The sequence below is a fragment of the Stenotrophomonas sp. 21LCFQ19 genome, assembly GCF_056861425.1.
In genome coordinates this window covers 246,624-267,494 of sequence record NZ_JBSPUF010000004.1, presented here as the reverse complement: position 1 = coordinate 267,494, position 20,871 = coordinate 246,624, and the positions used below count along the sequence as shown (strand labels likewise).

Sequence of the window (20,871 nt, the reverse complement as noted above, 5' to 3'; positions counted from 1 at the left end):
CCAGGTAGTGCCGAGCCACGCTCGGCAGGGACCTCCCCGGTAGTGCCCAGGTAGTGCCGAGCCATGCTCGGCAGGGCCCTTCCCGGTAGTGCCCAGGTAGTGCCGAGCCATGCCCGGCAGAGGCCTTCCCGGTAAGGCCCGTTGCCGAGCATGGCTCGGCACTACAGTTCCAGCCGGCTTTTCCATCCCCGCCAATCCGGGCTTGGTCGCCCTTTTCCGGGTTTCGTCGCAGGCCGCTTGCAGCCTGTCCGGCGGCGCCTATGCTCACCCCCAATCCCTACGGTGACTGCCCCATGTTCGCCAGCCTCTTCCTCGGTTTCCGCATCCTCGCCGCCTGGGCGCTGACGATTCTCGTCGCTGCGTTCCTGTGGAGTGGCCTGTTCAGCGGCATGGACCAGTCACCGGGCTGGATCTTCGGCCTCGCTGCGATGGCGTTGGCGGTGTTTGCGCTGACTGCCGTGGTTGGCCATATCCGCCGCGTCACCCTGATTGCCGATCGCCTCGACGCACAGTCGCTGGCCAATCGCCATCGCCGCCAGGTCGAGCTGCCGCTGGATGCGCCCACCGCATTCGCGTTGCTGGAACAGGTCATCGGACAGATGCCGCGCATCGAGCGCCTGGAGCGCTCGATTGGCACCTTGCAACTGCGCGCTACCCAGCGCCGCGCCGATCCCTATGGCGAGCGGCCACCCTCACGCTGGAACCCGATGGCGCGGCTGGCGATCAAGCACAACCAGATCACCGCCCGCGTGATTCCCGGCGCGGATACCAGCAGCGTCACCCTGTTCTTCGAGCCCGATGCCGGCGCCTGGGTTGACCTGTGGCTGCTGGATGAAGGCAGCAACTACGAGAACGCCGAAGCCATCACCCATGCCTTGAGCGGCAAGGTTGCCCAGCAGCGCCGCGAAGAACGCGCACAGGCTGCACGCACCGAGGCCGAAAAAGAACTCAGCGTGGCCCGTTTGAACCTGCTGCATGCCCAGGTTGAGCCGCACTTCCTCTACAACACGCTGGCCAACGCGCAGGTACTGACCCGCAGCGATCCGGCCCGTGCCGAGCAGATGCTGGGGCACCTGATCCAATACCTGCGCAGCTCCCTGCCAGGCATCGATCAGTCGGTGTCCACGCTGGGACAGGAACTGGAGCGGGTGAAGGCCTATCTGGAAATCCTACAGATCCGCATGGGCTCGCGGCTGACGTTGCAGATCGATGTGCCCGAACACCTGCACGGCGTCAGCCTGCCGTCGATGTCGTTGCAGACCCTGGTCGAGAACGCGATCAAGCACGGCCTGGAGCCCAAGAGCGGCGGCGGCACGGTGTGGATACTGGCGCGCGAGCTGGATGGTCAGTTGACGATCACCGTCGCCGACGACGGCCAGGGCATCAGCACCGACAACAGTGGCACCGGCATCGGCCTGAAGAACCTGCGCGAGCGCCTGCGCCTGAGCTGCGGCGAGCAGGCCACGCTTGCGCTGGTTTCCAACTTCCCCAGCGGCATGGCCGCCACCATCAGCCTGCCCAAGCAGCTTGCCTCGCCACCGCCGGTCGCCGCCGCCGCAACGACAGCTGCGCCGGCAAACAACGCGCCGGTGCAGGCAACAGTGAATATCCCGGAGCTGCCCCGTGCATCTTGAAGCCCTTATTGCCGAAGACGAGCCGCTGCTGCGTCAGGCCCTGGTAGCCCAGTTGCAGCGCCTGTGGCCTGAGCTGGACATCGTCGCCGAATGCGAGGACGGTGCCGCTGCACTGGAAGCGCTGGAAACACACAAGCCCGATCTGGCCTTCCTCGACATCCGCATGCCTGGCATCACCGGCCTGGACGTGGCCCGCGCGCTGCAGCGGCTGAGCCCGCACACCGAGGTGGTGTTCGTCACCGCCTACGATCAGTACGCGATCAGCGCGTTTGAACAAGGCGCGGTCGACTACCTGCTCAAGCCGGTCAGTGATGAGCGGCTGGTGGCGACCCGTCAGCGCGTGCTGGCGCGCAGGCAGAGTGGCAACACCGATCCAAGCGTGCTGGAGCGGCTGTTGCAGCAGCTGGCAAGGCAACCCGCCGCGCCATTGGCCGCACCGCCGCTGGCCTGGATCACCGCCAGCAATGGTCGCGAAACCCGCCTGGTGATGCTGGACGAAGTGCTGTATTTCCGCGCCGACAGCAAATACACGGTGGTAGTCACCGCCGAGGAAGAATTGCTGCTGCGCAGCTCGCTGCGCGAACTGACGGCTGCCCTGGACGCCAACAGCTTCCGCCAGATCCACCGCGCCACCATCGTCAACATGAAGGCAGTGGCGGCGGTGAGCCGCGATGACAGCGGCCGCGGCGTACTACGGCTGAAACAGCGCAGTGAAACGCTGATGGTCAGCCAACCCTTCATGAGTCTGTTCCGCGGCATGTGATGCCGCCCCCGCTTGCCGGAGTATTGCCATGCATTACCTGACAGTTTTGATCGGCAGCCTGCTGTCGATGCTGGGCATCCATGAAACCCCCGGGCAGACCTCGGTGACCCGCATCAGCGGTGAACAGAGCCTGCTCAGCCGCACCACCGTGGTCAACGGTGTCAGTCGCTTCCAGTGCCTGCAGAGTGATAGTGGTCGCTGCAATTATCTGCTGTACCGCGAGCATTGCAGTGGTGCAGCCGATGCACAGCTGTGCCGGCGTGAAAGCCTGGGCGAATTTGTCGTCGTGGTTGGCACCACCCGCCAGCTGAGTGGCTTGCCCAAAGGGTATTCCCAGCAGGTAACCCTGCAAAAATAAAATCGCCGCGACGAGCGCGGCGATGGGTTTCAAAGCGTGCGATTGGCTCAGAACGCAGGCTGTAGCCGCAAGCCATCGTCACCGATGTGATTGAGCTTGCCGACCAGTTCCGAATGCTGCCGCATGCGTCCGAGTTCACGCATGATGCGCACGTCCTCATGACGCAGCTCGCGGGTGCTGGTGACGGCCTGCTTGTAGTCCAGGACTTCCGGGTAGTGCTCGGCCATTTCCAGCGCCTCGGCCACTTCATCCACGCTGTCGGCATCGGAGCTGATGCGGGCGCGGCTGTTGAAGGCCTTCATCCAGCGCTCGAAACCGGCGGTGTGGTCGAACATGTTGGCCATGAACCAGATCACGAACAGGATCGATACCCATGAGCCGAGCACGATCACCACGCGGGTGAAGGTGATATGGAAGTCATCGCGCCACAGGTAATTGGTGATCAAGCCAAGAATCAGCAGTGACGATGCCTGCCACAGCACGATCGAGGCCATCAGCCACTGGCACTTGGCCTTGGCCAGCACCGACACTTCCTCGCGTATCTGCTGATCGCTCAGGTTTTTCCAATGATCGACCTGTTTCTCGAACGGGCTGTTGTACAGCTCGTTGTCTTGCAGCAGCAATCCCAAACCTTTGAACAGTGCGATCATGTTGAGCTCCTTGCAGATACTTGCTGGAACGAGCGACGGATGCAGGTTGGTGCGGTCAGGCAGGCTCAGTTCTAGCACTTTCGTCGCACTTGGCAATGGGGGCGGTGCGAAGAACCGACCGGCGGTGTTTGCCGTGACATCCTGACAGCGCGGATTTTTTGCGGTGCGTCATCGTCCAAGCCGAAGGACGTTTCAGTTTTTTTCGAATTCTCTGCTGCATTCGCACATGGGGCGCCTGGCACCGGCACCGGGGCTTGACGGCGGCTGTACGGTTGCCGGATCGGCGGCTCAAGCAAGCCAGCTGCGCAGCCGGACCGGTACGATAGGCACCATGTCATCCCTGTTCAGCCCCGTCTCTGCCGCCGCCACCGCCCATATCCGTCGCTGGGTGCTGGACGCCTTTCCACGTAACCAGAATGGCGTTGAATACGACACGCCGCTGGCTGATCCGGGCTGGTTCGGGCCGGGCAGCGTTACCTGGCGTATCCATTCCGAGTTCCCCGGCATGTTGGCCGGCGGCCTGTGCGCGTTGATGCTGCAGTTGCTGCACCCGCGTGCCTTGGCTGGCGTCTACGACCACTCCAATTTCCGTGAAGACCTTGTCGGACGGCTGCGCCGCACCACCAGCTTTGTCGCCGGTACCAGCTATGCACCGGTAGCCGAGGTCGAGAAGCTGGTCAGCAAGGTTCGGCGTATTCATGCGCAGGTGGTGGGCACGCTACCCGATGGCCGCACGTATGCCGCTGATGATCCGCAACTGTTGACCTGGGTGCATGTCACCGAAGCCTATGGCTTTCTGGAAGGCTGCCGGCGCTATTGCCGCGAGGTGCCGACTGTCATCGCTGACCGTTATTACGACGAGTATCGACGCGTGGCTGAGGCCTTGGGTGCACGTGATGTGCCAGCCAGTGAGGCGCAGGTGCGCCAGTACTTCCAGGCGCAGCAGTCGCAGCTGAGCATGGATGAGCGCTCACGCGAGGTCTTGGAGGTGCTCAGCGATGTGCGTCTGCCAGTGCCATTGCCGGGCGTGTCGCGCGATGTGTTTCTCGCCGCCGGTGCGGCCTTGTTGCCGGAGTGGGCGGTGCAGCTGCTCGGCCGCAGTCGCGGCCAGCAGTTGCAATCGGTGGTGGCGGCGCGGGTGCTGCGCAGCGTGGCGCCGTTGTTCCGGATAGCGTTGAACGATGGTATTTCGACCCGCGCCTGCAAGCGGGTAGGGCAGGACCCAGCGGTGCTTTCGGCTTGGCCTGATCCGGCGTAGTGGGGGGGGGGGGGGGGCCGGGGGGGGGGGGGGGGTGGGGAGGGACGGGGCGAGCGGGGGACCGACCCCCCCACCCCCCCCCCCCCGCCCCGGCCCCCCCCCCCCCCCCCCCGGCCCCCCCCCCCCCCCCCCCCCCCCCCCCCCCCCCCCCCCCACTACATGGTTGGCTGGCAGTTCATTGCGCTCGAAGAACGATGTTCTAACGCATTGCTGCAACGAAATGGCTAATGTCGCCAGCCAGATCGTCCCAGGGAAGACAGGTATGTCGGTAGTGCAGGGCTTGCGTGGTTGCTGTCTGTTGATGTGCTTTGCAGGAGGGGTTTCGGCGCAGGAAGTGATGGACGTGCCTGCGGACGCGGGAGCGGCACCGATCCGCGATATGGACGCGGTCGTCGTCCATGGCGTGCAGCCCGGGCCTGGCTTGTGGCGGGTCAGCAAGGACGGGCATGTGCTTTGGATCCTGGGCACGGTGTCGCCCTTGCCCAACCAGATTGATTGGCGGGCCGATGAGGTGCGAGCGGTGATCGCGCGCTCCGGGCAGGTGTTGCTGTCACCTGGGGTGGTGTTTGACGCCGACGTGGGTTTCTTTGGCAAGCTCGCGTTGGCGCCATCGGTCTGGAAGGTGATGCGCAACGAAGACGGCGCGGAGCTGGGCGATGTGCTGGCGCCGCCGCTGTATGCGCGCTGGCGTGCGGTGAAACAACGTTATCTGCCGCGCGATGGCGGGGTCGAGCGCAAACGGCCGATGTTCGCGGCCGGTGAGTTGCAGGCGGCGGCGATGAAATCCATCGGCCTCGGTCAGAAGCCGGTGGTCTGGCCGGTGGTGGAGGCTGCCGCGAAGGCGGCGGGTATCACGCCTACCTCAACGAGCTGGAAGATCAAGATCGAGGACCCGAAGGCCGCGGTCCGCGAGTTCCGCGAGGGTGGCATGGATGATGCAGTGTGCCTCGAACGGACCGTGGACTTGGTTGAGAACGATCTGCCGACCTTGGTCGAGCGTGCGAATGCTTGGGCAATGGGCGATGTGGAGGCGTTGCGGCGCTCACCGTATGAGGACGCGGGTGCGGCCTGCATGCAGGCGATCACGCAGTCGGGCTTCGTGCGCAATCGCGGTTTCGGTGATCTGAAGGCGGGTGTGCGCCAGCATTGGTTGTCGATTGCGGAGACTGCCGTGCAGCGCAATGAAGAAACGTTTGCGATGTTGCCGGTGGATCGGTTGCTGGAGGCCGATGGCTATCTGGCAGCGCTGCGGGCGCGTGGGTATGAGGTTGAGTCGCCCTGAAAAGCAGTTCTGTGGTGACAGCGCGGAGCTGATGCAAGGACTGTGGGTACAGTCCAAGTAGCCCGGGTAAGCGGGAGCGCACCCGGGGCTGTTCGCGGTGATCTAAGCGGCCGCTGGAGAATGATTTGCCCTGGTGCGCTGCGCTTACCCGGGCTACGGTGTTGCTGGTTTGAGGGAGCGGCGTAAGCCGCGAAGCTGGGATAGCTCGAGCAGCCAGTTTTCGTATCGCCGGATGGTGTTTTTGCTTCGCGGCTTACGCCGCTCCCACAACGAAAAATCCGATGCCAGGGGACTGGCATCGGATTTCGGGATAGTCGCAAATCGGAGTCCAGCTCAGCTTGCCGCACTCAACGGCGCGGTGCTGTCCTGCAGCTTCGGCCAGCGCTTCAAAATTGCTGCGCGAATGCCCGCTGCATCAATCCCGGCCTCGGCCAGCAGGTCTTCGCGGCTGGCGTGGTGCTGGTAGCTGTCGGGCAGGCCGAGGTGCAGCATCGGCATCAGCACGGCTTTGGCGTTGAGCAGTTCGGAGACGCCCGAACCAGCACCGCCGGCAACCACGTTGTCTTCAACGGTGACAAAGCCGTCGTGCGTGCGTGCCAGTTCCAGCAGCATCGCCTTGTCCAGCGGCTTGATGAAACGCATGTTGACTACGCTCAGGCCGAGTTCGCGGCCGACCTGTTCGGCCGCCGGTACGCTGGCACCGAAGGCGAGGATGGCGATGCGGCTGCCTTGTACGCGCAGCTGCGCCTTGCCGATTTCCAGCGTGGACAGATCGGTGCCAACGGCAGCGCCGGGACCGGTGCCACGCGGGTAGCGCACTGCAGCCGGGCCCTTGTATTGCAGGCCGGTGCTCAACATCTGCCGGCATTCGGCTTCATCGCCCGGGGCCATGACCACCATGTTGGGCACGCAGCGCAGATAACTCAGGTCAAGGTTGCCTGCGTGGGTGGCGCCGTCCGGGCCGACAACACCGGCACGGTCGATGGCGAACAGCACGTCCAGGTCCTGGGTGGCGACGTCATGTACCAGCTGATCGTAGGCGCGCTGCAGGAAGGTGGAGTAGATGGCGACCACGGGCTTGGCGCCCTGCGTGGCCATGCCGGCGGCCAACGTCACCGCATGCTGCTCGGCGATGGCGACGTCGAAGTAACGCTGCGGGTATTCCTTGCTGAAACGCACCAGCCCCGAGCCTTCGCGCATGGCCGGGGTGATCGCCAGCAGCTTCGGGTCGGCTGCGGCGGCGTCACACAGCCAGTCGCCGAAGATGTCGGTATAGGTCGGCTTCTTGGGCGCGCCCTTTTCCGGCAGGCCCTTGCTGGGGTCGAACGGACCGACGGCGTGGTAGCCGATCTGGTCGTCCTCGGCCGGCTCGTAGCCTTTGCCCTTGGTGGTCATGATGTGCAGCAGGTGCGGACCCTTGGCATCCTTCAGGTGCTTGAGGGTCGATACCAGCAGCGGCAGATCATGGCCGTCGATCGGGCCGGTGTAATGGAAACCCATCTGCTCGAAGGCGGTGGACGGCACGAACATGCCCTTCCACTGTTCTTCCCAGCGCTTCACGAAACGCGCAGGCGGGCTGTGGCGCTTGTCGCCGAGGATCTTCTTGCCGCTCTCGCGCAGGGCGTTGAGGGTGCGGCTGGCGGTTGCCCGGCCCAGCATCTTGGTCAGTCCACCGACGGCTTCGGAGATGGACATGTTGTTGTCGTTGAGGATGACCAGCACGTTCGGCTCGTCGTCCATGCCGCCTGCGTGGGCCAGCGCTTCAAACGCCATGCCGGCGGTCATCGCGCCGTCGCCGATCACCGCGATCACCTTGCGGTCATCGCCCTGGCGCTGGCGCGCGATGGCCATGCCCAGTGCGGCGGAGATCGAGGTCGAGGAGTGGCCGACGCCGAAGGTGTCGAACTCGCTTTCCTCACGCTTGGGGAACGGCGCAACGCCGTCCTTCTGCTTGACGGTGTGGATGCTGTCGCGACGACCGGTGAGGATCTTGTGCGGGTAGGTCTGGTGGCCCACGTCCCACACCAACTGGTCGACCGGGGTGTCATACAGATAGTGCAGGGCAACGGTAAGCTCGATCACGCCCAGGCCTGCCGCGAAGTGACCGCCGCTCTTGCCCACCGATTCGATCAGGTAGGCGCGCAATTCGCCGGCAATGGCCCCCAGTTCGCTCTCGTCGAACAGACGCAGGTCATCGGGAGTCTTGATGCGCGACAGGCGCGGATAGCTGGCAGAGTCGATCATGGTCTTCGCGTTTCACTCGAAACGGTATTTTCCCCGTCCGGAGAGGGTGGGGCAAGCAAAGCACATCATCAATGAGTGCCGGATGAGGTGGTTTGGCACCAAGCTGAAGGCCGTGTTCAGCCTGGATGGCAGTTTCGCATGAATACGCGGGCCCGCGATGCCGGGCTCAGAGCCCGCGTTGCAGTGCTTTGCGCGGCAACTGCGACTTCAGGAAGGCCATCTGGTCGGCGAGGATGTTGCGGTTGGACAGGATCAGGTGCTCGATCCAGCTGGGCCGGTACGGCACCGCCAGCAGCGGCATATTGGCCTGCGCCGGGGTGCGGTTGCTCTTGCGCGAGTTGCAGTGGAAGCAGGCGCTGACCACGTTTTCCCAGGTGTCCTTGCCGCCCTTGGACACGGGCAGGACGTGGTCGCGGGTCAGCTGCGGGCGGCTGAAGTGCTGGCCGCAATACAGGCAGAGCTGGGCATCGCGCGCGAACAGCGCGGGATTGGTGAGGTTGGGCGTGGGGTCGATCGCGCGCGAGCGGGCGTGGCCGCGGGAGGCGATGATCGGGTGCAGGTCCATGCCGCTGCGCAGGCCGGTCAGCCGCGATATTGCGCCGTGTACGTGCAGGCAGGGATCGCCCATGGTCCAGGCGACGGCGCCGCGTGCATACAGGCAGGCGGCATCCTGCCAGTTGATCCAGTCCAGCACGCGGCCATGCGCATCCAGCGACAGCAGTCGCACGGAGCCGAGGCGGTGCAGGGAGGGCGGAAGTGAAAACCCGTCTGTCGGAGCGGAAGTCCCGGCTCCGGTATCGATCAGACTACGCGGTGTAGTGTCTGTCTCCATCGGGTTAACAGCTTATACACGATGCGTGACAGTTTGTGTAAAGGCGGGTGGCGGCCGGTGGTTTTGTGGGAGCGGCGTGAGCCGCGGAGCTGGGGGTGTCTCGGACGCCTGAGAGCTTACCCCTCCCCAGCCCTCCCCTCCGCCTTCGGCGCAAGGGAGGGGGCTAAGCAAGAGCTGCCCTCACCCCAACCCCTCTCCCGCAGGCGGGAGAGGGGCTTCAGGGTCGCAGGCTTTCCTGATCGTTCCCTTCTCCCGCGTGCGGGAGAAGGTGCCCCGAAGGGGCGGATGAGGGGAGCTTTGCCCCTGCTTTCGCTTCCGGATCAGTCGCCGAAGCGGACCGAATCCATCGCCATCAGCGAGTCGGCGCCGGCGGAGATGCCGGCAGCGTGGCTCAGGGTGCGCGGCAGGATGCGGGCGTAGTAGAAGCGCGCGGTCTCCAGCTTGGCCTGCTTGAAGGCCTCCGGGTGGCTGGATGCCTGTGCGGCGACCACCGAGCGGGCCCACCAGTAGGCCACGGCGATGTAGCCGCTGTAGAAGAGGTAGTCCCAGCTGGCCGCGCCCAGTTCTTCCGGGTTGGCGGCGGCACGCTGCAGCACGTCGATCGTCAGCTTGCCCCATTCCTTGGCCTTGCCACCCAACACCGGCAGGAACTCGGCGACGGCCGGGTTGCTGGCATTGGCGGCGATGAACTGCTCGATCTCGGCCAGGAACAGCTTCAGGCCGGCGCCCTGCGAGGCGGCGGTCTTGCGGCCGATCAGGTCCAGCGCCTGGATGCCGGTGGTGCCTTCATACAAGGTGGTGATGCGGGCATCACGGGCGTACTGCTCCATGCCGTGCTCGGCGATGTAGCCGTGGCCGCCGAATACCTGCTGGCCGTTGTACGTAGCCTCGATGCTCCACTCGGTCAGGCACGCCTTGACGATGGGGGTGAGGAAGCTGACCAGCGTGTCGGCGTCGGCGCGTGCCTGCGCATCGGCGCTGCTGTGTGCGGCATCGAGCTGGGTGTAGGCGTGTGCGGCGAGCAGGCGGCCACCTTCGGTCAGTGCCTTGGTGGTCAGCAGCATGCGGCGCACATCGGGCTGGGCGATGATCGGATCGGCCGGCTTGTCCGGCTGCACGGCACCCTTGGGTGCGCGCGACTGCAGGCGCTCGCGGGCATAGGCCAGTGCGCCCTGGTAGGCACGCTCGGACTGCGCCAGACCCTGCACGCCAACGCCGAGGCGGGCGGAGTTCATCATCACGAACATCGCCTGCAGGCCCTTGTGCGGCTGGCCGACGAGGTAGCCTTGGGCGCCGTCGAAGTTCATCACGCAGGTAGACGAGCCGTGGATGCCCATTTTGTGTTCCAGCGCGCCGCAATGCAGTTCATTGCGCTCGCCCTGCTTGCCTTCGCGGTCGACCTTGTACTTCGGGGTGACGAACAGCGAGATGCCCTTCGGGCCGGCCGGTGCGTCGGGCAGCTTGGCCAGCACCAGGTGCACGATGTTGTCGGCGAGGTCGTGCTCGCCGGCGGTGATGAAGATCTTGGTGCCGGTGATTGAATAGCTGCCGTCGGCGTTCGGCTCGGCGCGGGTCTTGAGCAGGCCCAGGTCGGTGCCGGCATGCGGCTCGGTCAGGCACATGGTGCCGGTCCAGTTGCCGGCCACCAGCGGCTTGAGGAAGGCTTCCTTCTGCCAGTCTTCGCCGTAGTGCTTGAGCGCTTCAACAGCGCCGTGCGACAGCATCGGGAACAGGCTCCAGGCCAGGTTGGCCGAGGACACCATTTCGCTCAAGGCCATGCCCATGGTTTCCGGCATGCCCTGGCCGCCGAAATCCGGCGACGCGGTCAGGCCGGTCCAGCCGCCTTCGACGAACTGTGCGTAGGCTTCCTTGAAGCCTGGAGCGGTGGTGACTTCGTTGGTGGCCTTGTCGAGCTTGCAGCCGGTCTGGTCGCCGATCGCATTGAGCGGGGCCAGCACGCTGGTGCTGAAGCGGCCGGCTTCTTCCAGCACCGCGTCGATGACGTCCGCGGTAGCGTCTTCGAATCCCATCGAGGCAAACAGGGACTCGGCCTTCAATACGTCGTGCAGGGCGAAACGGAGATCGGTAACAGGGGCTTTGTAGTTGCTCATCAGGCGGCTCTCGAACAATGCGGGAACGGATGGGGGATCAGCGCAGTACGCCGGGCAGGCCGGGGGCCTGGTTGAGGCTGTTGCGCGATTTGATGTCGAAACTGCGTTGTTTCTTTTCTTCCGGCGTGGCGCTGACGCTGCCTTCCAGTTCGTAGAACAGCGAGCGGCCACCGGCCAGTGCATCGGCCACGACGATGCGTGCCGAGGACGCGGGCTGCAGGCGGACCTTGATGACGTCGGCCGATTCCGGGCCGATCGACAGCGCCGGGCTGGCGCTGAGCGTGCCGGCGGCTTCATCGCCAACCTTCACTGCCAGCGACACGTTGTCGAAACGCATCGGCATCGAGCTGTAGTTGCGCAGGCGCAGTTCCACTTCCCAGTTGCCGTCATTGCCGACGCTCAATTGCTGGATGCTGGCTGCCGGTTCGGAGACGCGCTTCACCGGACCATTGCCGCAGGCGGTGAGTACAAGTGCGAGTACGGCCATCAAGGCGTACTGGGGGCGAAAACGCATGGGGCGTGGTCCTCGGGTCCTGAGCTTATCTCCCAAGAATACTACGGCGTATGGCGGCCTGCTGGGTACAGGTCTGCAAGATCAGCCAATATGACGATGGGATGGCGGAACCGCCGCGGTCATGCATCGACTAGTGCAGGGGGCAGAGGTTGCCGTCATTCGCGTCATTTTCTGGGGATTCATCAATGCGTTCATTCAAGTTGTTGCCGCTTGCAAGCGCTATCCGCGGCGGTCTGGCAGTTGTGGCGCTGTGCGCCTCCGTTCCGGCGCTGGCAGCGCCACCACAGTTCGATCTTCAGGCTGGCAGCATCGAGGAGGTATTGCCGGAATTCGCCCGCCAGGCTGGCGTGCAGATCATCGCCCCGGCGCATTCAGGCGGCGCCCAGCGCATCGAAGTGGCCGAGCTGAAGGGGCAGATGGAGCCGCGCCAGGCGCTGGCCCGCCTGCTCACCGGTACCGGCCTGAGTGTGGCATCGGATGACGGTCGCACCATTACCCTGCGCGCGGCAACGCCGATGCTGGCTTCGCTCGGTGGTTTGGGTGGCCTGGCCGCCGGGCAGGCAGCGGCTCCGGCTGCGCCACAGGAAGCCGCTGAACCCGCGCCAGCGCCAGCCAGTCCAAGCGTCAGCACGCTGGACCAGATCACCGTGGTCGGCAGCCAGATCAAGGGCGCCAAGACCGCCGCGATCCTGCCGGTGGCGACCTTGCAGGCCGAGCAGATCGAGGCAACCGGCGCTGTGTCCGGCGACGAGCTGTACCGCTCCATCCCGCAGATGGGCGATGTCTCGTTCAGTGGCACCAATGGTGGCAACAGCTCCAACTACGCCCGCGGCGACATCGCCTCGGTCAATCTGCGTGGCCTTGGCGTTGGCAATACCTTGCTGCTGATCAATGGTCGCCGCACCGTGGTCCATCCCACCAGCCAGGCCGATGGCAACCTGGTGCCGGTGCTGACCTACAACGCCAATGCGGTGCCGGTGTCCAACCTGCGCCGTGTTGAAGTGCTGCTGGACGGCGCGGCGGCTATCTACGGTACCGATGCGGTGGCTGGCGTGGTCAACAACGTCCTGCGCGATGACATGGACGGCGGCACCATCAGCGTGCAGAAGGGCTTCGGTGAAGGCACTGACCTGCGCGATATCGGCGTCAACGGCATGTGGGGCAAGAACTCCGAAGACCTGCGCTCCAACATCACCATCGCCTTCAATTACTACAACACCACCGGCTTGAACTCGCTGGACCAGGACTGGACCAAAAACGGTAACCGTGCGGCCGACTTCCTCGGCACGCCGTTTGAAGGCCTGGCTGGCACCGACAATCGCAATACCAACAGTCCGTGGGGCAACTTCACCGTGGTTGGCCCGCGCGTGTCGCAGAACGGAACCTGGCTGACCACCACCGCCGGTGCCTTCCATGTGCAGCCCACCAGCAACAGCGGCTGTGCGGCGACCATTGCCGATGGCCTGTGCGTGCAGTCCGGCAGCAAGGCGACTTCCGGTGCCGACGCCAACCTGCGTGACAACCAGCAGGGCCAGTATCCGCTGTCGATCAGCCCCGATGTGCGTCGTCTGAACCTGTTCGTCACCGGCAAGCATGATTTCGACAACGGCCTGTCCTTCTTCAGCGAGGCAGGCGTCTACAACTCGCGCGCCTACAGCCTGCAGAACGGCGTCAACACCATCACCGCCTTGCCGATGACGGTGGCAGCCAGCAACTACTGGAATCCCTTCGGCGCGATGTACCTGCCCGACGGTTCGCTCAACCCCAACCGCCTGCAGGGCCTGAACATCGACGCCAACGGCGTGCCGGTGACCATCACCAGCTACCGCTTCGAGCGGCCGACCCGCATCGAGGTCAACAACACCCAGGTGCGTGCCTTGGCCGGCCTGCGTGGCTTCCACTACGGCTTTGACTGGGAAAGCGCTGCGCTGTACTCGGCAGCCAGGGTCAAGGACACCCAGGATGCAGTGAGCATGTCGCTGTTCCAGCAAGCCCTGGCCAATCCCACCGCGTCGGCCTATAACCCGTTCTGTGGCGGCTGCAATGACTGGGACAAGCTGGACCAGTTCTTCTACAAGGCGCAGCGCCAGAGCAAGACCGAGCTGTTCCTGTGGGACTTCAAGGCCTCGCGCGCGGACCTGTTCAGGACCTGGGCCGGCGATGTCGGCATGGCCGCGGGCCTGGAAGTGCGGCACGAAACCCAGCGCGATGATCGCGATGCACGCGTCGATGGTTCGGTGACCTTCACCGATGCGATTACCGGCGTTGCCTATCCCAGCGACATGTACGGCGTCAGCCCGACCCCGGACACCTATGGCTCGCGCACCGTCGCCGGTCTGTTCGCCGAGTTCTCGGTGCCGCTGGTGTCGCCGGAAATGAACATCCCGCTGGTGCGCTCGCTGGACCTGCAGGTGGCCGGCCGCGCCGAGCGCTACAACGACTTCGGCAATGTCGCCAAGCCGAAGCTGGCGCTGGGCTGGCAGGTGTTTGATGGCCTGACCCTGCGTTCGTCCTGGGCCAAGGGCTTCCGCGCGCCCAACCTGGAGCAGATCAACGCCACAGTGGTGAGCCGTTCCAATACCCGCACCGACTACATCCAGTGCGAGGCGGACAAGCGCAGCGGTGCACAGCCGGCGTTCGCCAACTGCGGCGGCTACAGCTACTCCACCACCGCACGGCGCTCGGGCAACCCGGACCTGAAGCCGGAAACCTCGACCAATACCAGCGCGGGCCTGGTCTTCCAGCCGCGCTTCATCCCGGAGAACTACGGCCGCTTCACCTTCGCCGTCGATTACTACAAGTACGAGCAGGAAGGCATCATCGGCCTGTTCGGTGAAGGCAATGCGCTGATCCTGGACTACATGCTGCGCCAGCAGGGCGGTAGTAACTCGGCGGTGGTGCGTGCAGATGCGACCGCTGACGACATCGCCCGCTTCGCCGGCACCGGTCTGGCTGCTGCCGGCAAGGTGCTGTACGTCACCGACCAGTACGTCAACCTGGAGCCGCAGACCCTGCGCGGCGTGGACTACAACTTCAGCTGGAACTCGCCGGAAACCGCGATCGGCCGCTTCGATCTTTCGGTTACCGGTACCCATCTGATCGAGTTCTACCGCCAGCGTTCGCCGGCACTGCAGGCGCTGGAAGATGCCAAGTCGGCGGGGTTGGTGGATCCGTCGATCCGTATCACCGGTGGTGGTGACCTGATCGGCAATGGCGGTAACCCGGAATGGAAGTGGTCCGGCACGCTGACCTGGCGTTACCAGCAGCTGTCGATGGGCGCGAGCGCGCGTTATGCCAGTTCCTACGTCGAGAATGGCCTGACCCTGGCCGATGGCACGCCGTGGACGGTGAAGTCGCAGACGCTGGCTAACGCTTTCGTCAAGTACGACTTTGCACGCGAAGGTTGGCTCAACAACGTGGCGGTCAAGGTCGGTGCCAACAACATCGCCAACAAGCGCCCGCCGATCTCCGACGATGTGTTCGGTTACCCGTCGGGTGTCTACCAGGCCAATCCGCGTTACTGGTACGTCAACGTGAGCAAGGCGTTCTGATGCAGAAAAACGTTTCATTCCGCCACCTGGCGGGAGCCGGGCGGGTGCCGCGATGAACGCGGCGCTTGCGCGGGAACGTGCCGGCTGGTTGGCCGAGCACATATTGCCTTGCGAGCCCGCGCTGCGGGACTGGCTACGGCGGCGCCTGTCGCTGCGCCAGGACGTGGATGACGTGATCCAGGAGACCTACGCCATCCTCGCCGGGATGGCGGATGTATCGCACATCCTGCAGCCCAAGGCCTATGTGTACTCGGTCGCCCACTCGGTGGTGCTGCAGCAGTTGCGGCGTGCGCAGGTGGTGTCGATCGAGGCGGTGGCCGAGATCGACCGTGTCGCCATTGTTGGCGACGAAGTCAGCCCGGAACGGATGGCCTCATCGAGACAGGAACTGGCGCGCATAGGCGCTTTGATCGAGAGCCTGCCGGACAAGTGTCGGCAGGCGTTCGTGCTGCGGCGTGTGGAGGGCTACTCACAGCGCGAGATCGCCGAACGCATGCAGATCAGCGAGAACACCGTGGAGAAACACATCTGCAAGGGAATCCGGGTATTGATGGATTCGATGAAGCGTGATGACGACGTAATGCAGAAGAGTAGTGAGCGGTTCGCCGCGGAAGGAGCAAGGCATGCGCGTCGGCGCTGATGCGAGTATTGATGATGTAGCCGCCAGTTGGGTGGCGCGCGAGGACCGCGCGCAACTCACGGTGGAGGAACGTGCGCAACGTGATGCCTGGCTGGAAGCCGATACGCGCCACTTTGGCGCTTATGCCCGCGCCCATGCGGTGCTGGCGCGTACCGACCGCGCACGCGCGCTGTCGGCCGGCGAAATGGACCGTGCATTCACCGCACGCGCGCCACGACGGGCGCGGCGTGTGCTGCGCTGGGCAGTGGGCCTGGCCGCCGTGGTTGGCGTGCTCGCCATCGGCGTGCAACGTCAGGACGATGGGGCCGAGTACTTCGCCACCCGCAAGGGCGAGATCCTGCGCGTACCGCTGCAGGACGGTTCGGCGATCACGCTGGATTCGGACTCGCAGGTGCGGGTGCAGTTCAGCGCGACCCGCCGTGATATCCATCTGCTGCAGGGCGAGGCTTTGTTCGATGTGGCCAAGAATCCGCAACGCCCGTTCGTGGTGCGCGCGGAGGAAACCGATGTCACCGCGGTAGGCACCAGTTTCGCGGTCAGCCTCACCGAACGCCGCAGCGGCGGCGTGGAAGTGCTGGTGCGCGAGGGCATCGTCGATGTGACCGATACCCAGGGCGCGGTCGCCCCTGCACGGCTGGTGGCCAACTACCGCGCGCTGGCCAACCGCAGCCACGGCATCCGCATCGAGGCGGTGCCCACGGATGACGTGGACCAGCAACTGGCCTGGCGCGAAGGCATGTTGTCGTTCAATGGCGACACCTTGTCGGTGGCGGCGGCGCAGTTCCTGCGCTACAGCGATACCCGCATCGTCATCGATGACCCGCTGGTTGGCAGTCGCCGCATCGTTGGCTTGTATTCGGCCAGTGACCCGCGCGGCTTCGCCAATAGTGTCGCGCTGAGCCTTGGCCTGGTGGTGCAGCAGCGCGGAGACGTGGTGCGGCTGAGCTCCCCTGATGCCGCGCCGCAGGCGGCGCGGTCCATGCAATGAATCCGGATAAAGACATGCATTACAACAGCAAGCGTGGTTTCGCCTTGGCGGTGCTTACCGCTGCACTACTGGGGGCAGGGCAGGCCAGTGTGGCCGCTACTACCGGCGACAAGGCTGTGTTGATCCGCGATGCCATGGTCTTCGATGGCACCGGGCGCGCGCCTTATGCGGCCAGCGTGCTGGTCGAGGACGGTCGTATCGCTGCTATCGGCGCCGAGCTGGCAGCCCCCAAGGGCGCACGCGTGGTCAATGCGCGTGGCCAGGCGTTGCTGCCGGGTCTGTTCGATCTGCACACGCACTGGACACCGAACGCCACGCCGTCGGAACTGCCGCAGGTAGCGAACCTCTACATGGCGGCTGGCGTCACCACGGTCAGCGATTTCCACGAGCCGCCAGAAGCCTATGCGCCACGGCGTGCGTGGCTGGCTTCGATTGCCGCACCCGACGTTAAGTTCGCCGCGCGCATGAGCACGCCGCTCGGCCATGGCGCGGATTGGGGGGATGAGAACACCACGCGCTGGGTGAACTCACCCGAGGCTGCACGTGCAGGCGTGCGCGCGGTGGCCGCTTACAAGCCGGATTTCATCAAGGCCTTCACCGATGGCTGGCGCTATTCCAATGCCGCCGACAACAGCAGCATGGACGAGGAAACCCTCACCGCGCTGGTCGACGAGGCGCACAAGAATGGCCTCAAGGTGTTCACCCATACAGTGATGGTCAAGCGCGGCAAGGCCGCAGCACGTGCGGGCGTGGACGTGATCGCGCACAGCGTGCAGGACGGTGCGGTTGACGAGGAGTTGATCGCATTGATGCGCGAGCACGGTACCGCTTATGCACCTTCGCTGGCGGTGTATCTGCCCGAGCGCGTCGATGGCAGCGGACGCAACAACGGCAAGCCGGATGTGCTGGCCCAGCGCGAGCAGAACTTCGCCAACGCCTTGCATAACGTCAAGACGCTGCACGATGCCGGTATTCCGGTCGTGGTGGGCACCGATGCCGGCATGACCGGTACGCCGCATGGCACCTCAACCCTGCGCGAACTGGAGCTGCTGGTGCAGGCTGGGCTGACCCCGAGCGAGGCGCTGCTGGCTGGTACCTCGGCCAGCGCCAAGGCGCTGGGCGTGAATGACCGCGGCAGCATCGAAGTTGGCAAGCGCGCGGATCTGTTGCTCGTAAGCGGTCGCCCGTGGGAGCGCATCGGCGACGTTCGCAATACGCAGCAGGTATACGTGGCCGGTCGCCAGGTGCAAGGCAAGGGTGCGGTGTTGCCGGCCGGCAACAAGGCCTTGGCCTTGCCTGCGCAGCCGGTGCAGGCCCTGGTTGATGACTTTGAGCGCACTGATGGTCGTACCGCGCTGGACACGCTGCGCGTGGACGAAGCCGATGGCGGTAATGACCGTACCGCGCAGGTGACCGAGATCGTCGCACGCGAAACTGGCGGCAACGCATTGGCGACCCAGGCCAAGCTGTCCAGCAAGGACACTGCCTTCGCTGCGGCCATCCTGCCGTTGAGCCGTGGTTCGGTGGCGCCGGTGGATGCGCGTGCCTATCGCGGCATCCGCTTGGAGCTGCGCGGCAGCGCACCGGAACTGCAGCTGGAAGTGCGGGCGTTGGGTAACCGTCGTTTCGTTGCACCACTGCAGGCAGGGGCGCAATGGCAGACGGTGGAGATTCCGTTCACCGCACTGCAGGGCCAGCCGCCGTATCGCGCCAAGGCACCCGTGGCGGTGTGGAAGGGCGATGACCTGCAGCAGCTGGTTGTCTCCGGCAGCGGCGAACCCGGCAGCAAGCTGTGGTTCGAGATCGACAACGTCAGTTTCTATTGATGCGTGGGGCTGGCTGGATGAAGACCCGTTATCTGCGTGCTGCGTTGCTGGCAGCGTTGCTTCCTCTTGCAGGAACCACACTTGCCGCGGACGTGATCAGTACGTTGGACAGCTACGCGCAGCGGCAGGCTGAGCTTGGGGAGCAGTTGTGGCAGCAGCCTGAGCTCGGCTATCTGGAACATGCATCATCCGCGCTATTGCAGAAGGAGTTGCAACAGGCCGGCTTCCATATTCAGGCCAATGTTGCCGGCATGCCGACGGCCTTCGTCGCAAGCTTCCGCAACGGCAGCAAGGGCCCGGTGATCGGGCTGCTGGCAGAAATGGATGCGCTGCCCGGCATGGCACAGGCGGCGACGCCGGTGCGCAGCGTCATTGCCGGCCAGGATGCCGGCCAGGCCTGTGGCCACAATCTGTTTGGCGCGGCTTCGGTAGGCGCTGCCCGCGCCCTGGCGCAGTGGATGCAGCAGAGCGGTACGCCAGGCGAAGTGCGGCTGTACGGAACGCCAGCGGAGGAGGGTGGCTCCGGCAAGGTGTACATGGCCAAGGCGGGGCTGTTCGATGATGTGGATGTGGTGCTGCATTGGCATCCGTCCGACGAGAACTCCGCTGCGCAAGGCACGACACTGGCCAACATCAGCGGCAAGTTCCGTTTCCACGGGCGCGCCGCCCACGCCGCCATTGCCCCGGAACGTGGCCGCTCCGCACTGGACGGCGTGGAGGCCTTCAATTACATGGCCAACCTGATGCGCGAGCACGTGCCCGATGGCACCCGCATCCATTACGTGATCAGCAACGGTGGCGCCGCACCCAACGTGGTGCCGGATGCGGCCGAGGCGTATTACTACGTACGCCATACCGACCCGGCAGTCGTACGCGATGTGATCGAGCGCCTGCAGAAGGCAGCCGAAGGCGCAGCAATGGGCACGGGTACCACGGTCGAATTCGAGCCGACCGGTGGCGTGTACTCGCTGTTGCCCAATGACACGCTTGGGCAGGTGATGCAGACAGCGCTGCAGCAGGTTGGCGGCGTGCAATACGATCCGGCCGAGCTGGCATTCGCAAAGAAGCTGCAGGAGAGTCTGCAAAAGCGCCCGGACCTGCAAGAGGCAACACAGCTGCAGCCCTACCGAGCGGATCAGGCGGGCAGCGCATCCACCGATGTTGGCGATGTCAGCTGGAATGTCCCCACGGTTGGCGTGAGCACCGCCACCTGGGTGCCCGGAACCCCGGCGCACAGCTGGCAGGCAGTAGCGGCATCGGGCATGTCGATCGGCGCCAAAGGCGCATTGAACGCAGCCAAGGTAATAGCCCTGGCCGGCGTGCAGTTGCTGCAGTCGCCGGAGCTGGTGGCCAAGGCCAAGCAGGAGTTCGACGAGCGCCGCGGCGTAGGCTTCCGCTACGTGCCGCTGCTGCAGCGGGATGCGCCGCCGCTGGATTATCGGCGCAAGACCAAGGACTGAAGCACGCTGTCGCGCGATTGCAATCTCGGTTCTACGCAGGCTTCACCGCAGCGTGGGCAAGGTGGCGACCGGAGTGATGTTGCTGGGTAGCCCATCGCGCCCTCGGGCGGCGGCCCGATCCCCTCCATCGGGTCGCCGTTCGTGTTCGGGCAGGGCATCGGCCTTTTGCGAAGCGCAGACAACAGCGCTATGCTCGGTTCACCGTGTGGGGTGGTAGCTCAGCTGGGAGAGCGTCGCGTTCGCAAGCTGGCCGCTAAAAGCCGGAAACACCTCACCGATCAATGATTAGATCAACGCTCGCTCATCAGCGGGCGTTTTGCGTAAGGCGGTCGCGTGGTTGAGTTGGCAACCCGATACTTAGGCTGACTTCTACGATGAAGCATCAATGCGGACAAGGGCGAGGACCAGTCGCATTGACATGGGCTGGGCTTGATGATCGCTTGAACCTCAGAGCGTCTCCTAGCAGGCAGTCACGGCCTATGAAAGCGGGCAGCGGCGAGTGCCAATCTCCATGCTGCCGCTGCTGGCGGATACTCTGGCGGTGACGGTGGAAGAATTGATTGGCGCGCCGACCAAGCGCACTGGCAAGCGCGGCCCGGCACCGAAGCTGCAGCAGCAGCTGGAGCGCGTTGCTGCGCTACCCAAGGCACAACAGCGTTTCGTTATGCAGATGCTGGATACGGTCCTGCAGCAGAGCGGTTGATTCGATCAGTCAAGGCAAACAAAAAGCCCGCCAATGGCGGGCTTTTTGTTTTCTTAT

General features: G+C 64.7%; 16 protein-coding genes. 11 read left to right on the top strand and 5 right to left on the bottom strand.

The window, feature by feature from the left end; translation table 11 throughout:
- Positions 1 to 293 precede the first annotated feature (293 nt).
- From AC13FW_RS06835 to AC13FW_RS06825, 3 genes are read left to right on the top strand one after another with little or no spacing between them, the layout of a single operon-like run.
- The gene (locus AC13FW_RS06835; RefSeq protein WP_482988610.1) at positions 294 to 1,634 is read left to right on the top strand and encodes a histidine kinase; all 1,341 of its coding nucleotides are present in this window, start codon (positions 294 to 296) and stop codon (positions 1,632 to 1,634) included.
- Positions 1,624 to 2,397, top strand: a complete 774-nt coding sequence (locus AC13FW_RS06830) for a LytR/AlgR family response regulator transcription factor (protein WP_282273343.1) — start codon at positions 1,624 to 1,626, stop codon at positions 2,395 to 2,397. The genes AC13FW_RS06835 and AC13FW_RS06830 overlap by 11 nt, the downstream gene beginning before the upstream one ends.
- 28 nt (positions 2,398 to 2,425) lie before the next feature.
- Positions 2,426 to 2,755 (top strand): hypothetical protein, encoded by a 330-nt coding sequence (locus tag AC13FW_RS06825; protein WP_482988609.1) that lies wholly within the window; start codon positions 2,426 to 2,428, stop codon positions 2,753 to 2,755.
- Between the two features lie 47 nt (positions 2,756 to 2,802).
- Here AC13FW_RS06825 and AC13FW_RS06820 read toward each other — a convergent pair whose 3' ends face one another.
- On the bottom strand, positions 2,803 to 3,405 hold the full coding sequence (locus AC13FW_RS06820) for a hypothetical protein (RefSeq protein WP_282273375.1): 603 nt from the start codon (positions 3,403 to 3,405) through the stop codon (positions 2,803 to 2,805).
- A 331-nt stretch (positions 3,406 to 3,736) separates the two neighbouring features.
- On the opposite strand from AC13FW_RS06820, the gene AC13FW_RS06815 reads away from it, so the two are divergent.
- Both AC13FW_RS06815 and AC13FW_RS06810 read left to right on the top strand, forming a co-directional pair.
- On the top strand, positions 3,737 to 4,663 hold the full coding sequence (locus AC13FW_RS06815) for an oxygenase MpaB family protein (RefSeq protein ID WP_482988608.1): 927 nt from the start codon (positions 3,737 to 3,739) through the stop codon (positions 4,661 to 4,663).
- Between the two features lie 262 nt (positions 4,664 to 4,925).
- Positions 4,926 to 5,945: a TraB/GumN family protein gene (locus AC13FW_RS06810; protein WP_482988607.1), complete on the top strand. Its 1,020-nt coding sequence runs from the start codon at positions 4,926 to 4,928 to the stop codon at positions 5,943 to 5,945.
- Between the two features lie 333 nt (positions 5,946 to 6,278).
- On the opposite strand, the gene dxs is transcribed toward AC13FW_RS06810, so the two are convergent.
- From dxs to AC13FW_RS06790, 4 genes are all read right to left on the bottom strand, one after another.
- Positions 6,279 to 8,189 (bottom strand): 1-deoxy-D-xylulose-5-phosphate synthase, encoded by a 1,911-nt coding sequence (gene dxs / locus AC13FW_RS06805; RefSeq protein WP_482988606.1) that lies wholly within the window; start codon positions 8,187 to 8,189, stop codon positions 6,279 to 6,281.
- Between the two features lie 166 nt (positions 8,190 to 8,355).
- Entirely contained in the window at positions 8,356 to 9,021 is a 666-nt protein-coding gene (locus tag AC13FW_RS06800) for an HNH endonuclease (RefSeq protein ID WP_282266789.1), read from the bottom strand.
- A 320-nt stretch (positions 9,022 to 9,341) separates the two neighbouring features.
- Positions 9,342 to 11,132, bottom strand: a complete 1,791-nt coding sequence (locus AC13FW_RS06795; RefSeq protein WP_482988605.1) for an acyl-CoA dehydrogenase C-terminal domain-containing protein — start codon at positions 11,130 to 11,132, stop codon at positions 9,342 to 9,344.
- Between the two features lie 37 nt (positions 11,133 to 11,169).
- Complete coding sequence (locus AC13FW_RS06790; RefSeq protein ID WP_481532999.1) at positions 11,170 to 11,646, bottom strand: LEA/WHy family protein; 477 nt, start codon at positions 11,644 to 11,646, stop codon at positions 11,170 to 11,172.
- A gap of 185 nt (positions 11,647 to 11,831) precedes the next feature.
- On the opposite strand from AC13FW_RS06790, the gene AC13FW_RS06785 reads away from it, so the two are divergent.
- From AC13FW_RS06785 to AC13FW_RS06760, 6 genes are all read left to right on the top strand, one after another.
- Positions 11,832 to 15,197: a TonB-dependent receptor gene (locus AC13FW_RS06785; RefSeq protein ID WP_482988604.1), complete on the top strand. Its 3,366-nt coding sequence runs from the start codon at positions 11,832 to 11,834 to the stop codon at positions 15,195 to 15,197.
- 52 nt (positions 15,198 to 15,249) lie between these two features.
- A complete protein-coding gene (locus AC13FW_RS06780; RefSeq protein ID WP_296253322.1) occupies positions 15,250 to 15,837 on the top strand; it encodes an RNA polymerase sigma factor in 588 nt (195 codons plus the stop codon).
- Positions 15,821 to 16,825 (top strand): FecR family protein, encoded by a 1,005-nt coding sequence (locus AC13FW_RS06775; protein ID WP_482988603.1) that lies wholly within the window; start codon positions 15,821 to 15,823, stop codon positions 16,823 to 16,825. Before AC13FW_RS06780 ends, AC13FW_RS06775 begins: the two co-directional genes overlap by 17 nt.
- 14 nt (positions 16,826 to 16,839) lie before the next feature.
- Positions 16,840 to 18,651: an amidohydrolase family protein gene (locus AC13FW_RS06770; protein WP_482988602.1), complete on the top strand. Its 1,812-nt coding sequence runs from the start codon at positions 16,840 to 16,842 to the stop codon at positions 18,649 to 18,651.
- A 17-nt stretch (positions 18,652 to 18,668) separates the two neighbouring features.
- Positions 18,669 to 20,111, top strand: a complete 1,443-nt coding sequence (locus tag AC13FW_RS06765) for an amidohydrolase (RefSeq protein WP_482988601.1) — start codon at positions 18,669 to 18,671, stop codon at positions 20,109 to 20,111.
- Between the two features lie 499 nt (positions 20,112 to 20,610).
- Positions 20,611 to 20,814: a hypothetical protein gene (locus AC13FW_RS06760; protein ID WP_482988600.1), complete on the top strand. Its 204-nt coding sequence runs from the start codon at positions 20,611 to 20,613 to the stop codon at positions 20,812 to 20,814.
- The last annotated feature ends 57 nt before the right edge of the window (positions 20,815 to 20,871 follow it).

Coding starts and splice junctions, on each gene's coding strand:
- AC13FW_RS06835 (WP_482988610.1), top strand. CDS start 294: ATGTTCGCCAGCCTCTTCCTCGGTTTCCGCATCCTCGCCGCCTGGGCG.
- AC13FW_RS06825 (WP_482988609.1), top strand. CDS start 2,426: ATGCATTACCTGACAGTTTTGATCGGCAGCCTGCTGTCGATGCTGGGC.
- AC13FW_RS06820 (WP_282273375.1), bottom strand. CDS start 3,405: ATGATCGCACTGTTCAAAGGTTTGGGATTGCTGCTGCAAGACAACGAG.
- AC13FW_RS06815 (WP_482988608.1), top strand. CDS start 3,737: ATGTCATCCCTGTTCAGCCCCGTCTCTGCCGCCGCCACCGCCCATATC.
- AC13FW_RS06810 (WP_482988607.1), top strand. CDS start 4,926: ATGTCGGTAGTGCAGGGCTTGCGTGGTTGCTGTCTGTTGATGTGCTTT.
- dxs (WP_482988606.1), bottom strand. CDS start 8,189: ATGATCGACTCTGCCAGCTATCCGCGCCTGTCGCGCATCAAGACTCCC.
- AC13FW_RS06800 (WP_282266789.1), bottom strand. CDS start 9,021: ATGGAGACAGACACTACACCGCGTAGTCTGATCGATACCGGAGCCGGG.
- AC13FW_RS06795 (WP_482988605.1), bottom strand. CDS start 11,132: ATGAGCAACTACAAAGCCCCTGTTACCGATCTCCGTTTCGCCCTGCAC.
- AC13FW_RS06790 (WP_481532999.1), bottom strand. CDS start 11,646: ATGCGTTTTCGCCCCCAGTACGCCTTGATGGCCGTACTCGCACTTGTA.
- AC13FW_RS06785 (WP_482988604.1), top strand. CDS start 11,832: ATGCGTTCATTCAAGTTGTTGCCGCTTGCAAGCGCTATCCGCGGCGGT.
- AC13FW_RS06780 (WP_296253322.1), top strand. CDS start 15,250: ATGAACGCGGCGCTTGCGCGGGAACGTGCCGGCTGGTTGGCCGAGCAC.
- AC13FW_RS06775 (WP_482988603.1), top strand. CDS start 15,821: ATGCGCGTCGGCGCTGATGCGAGTATTGATGATGTAGCCGCCAGTTGG.
- AC13FW_RS06770 (WP_482988602.1), top strand. CDS start 16,840: ATGCATTACAACAGCAAGCGTGGTTTCGCCTTGGCGGTGCTTACCGCT.
- AC13FW_RS06765 (WP_482988601.1), top strand. CDS start 18,669: ATGAAGACCCGTTATCTGCGTGCTGCGTTGCTGGCAGCGTTGCTTCCT.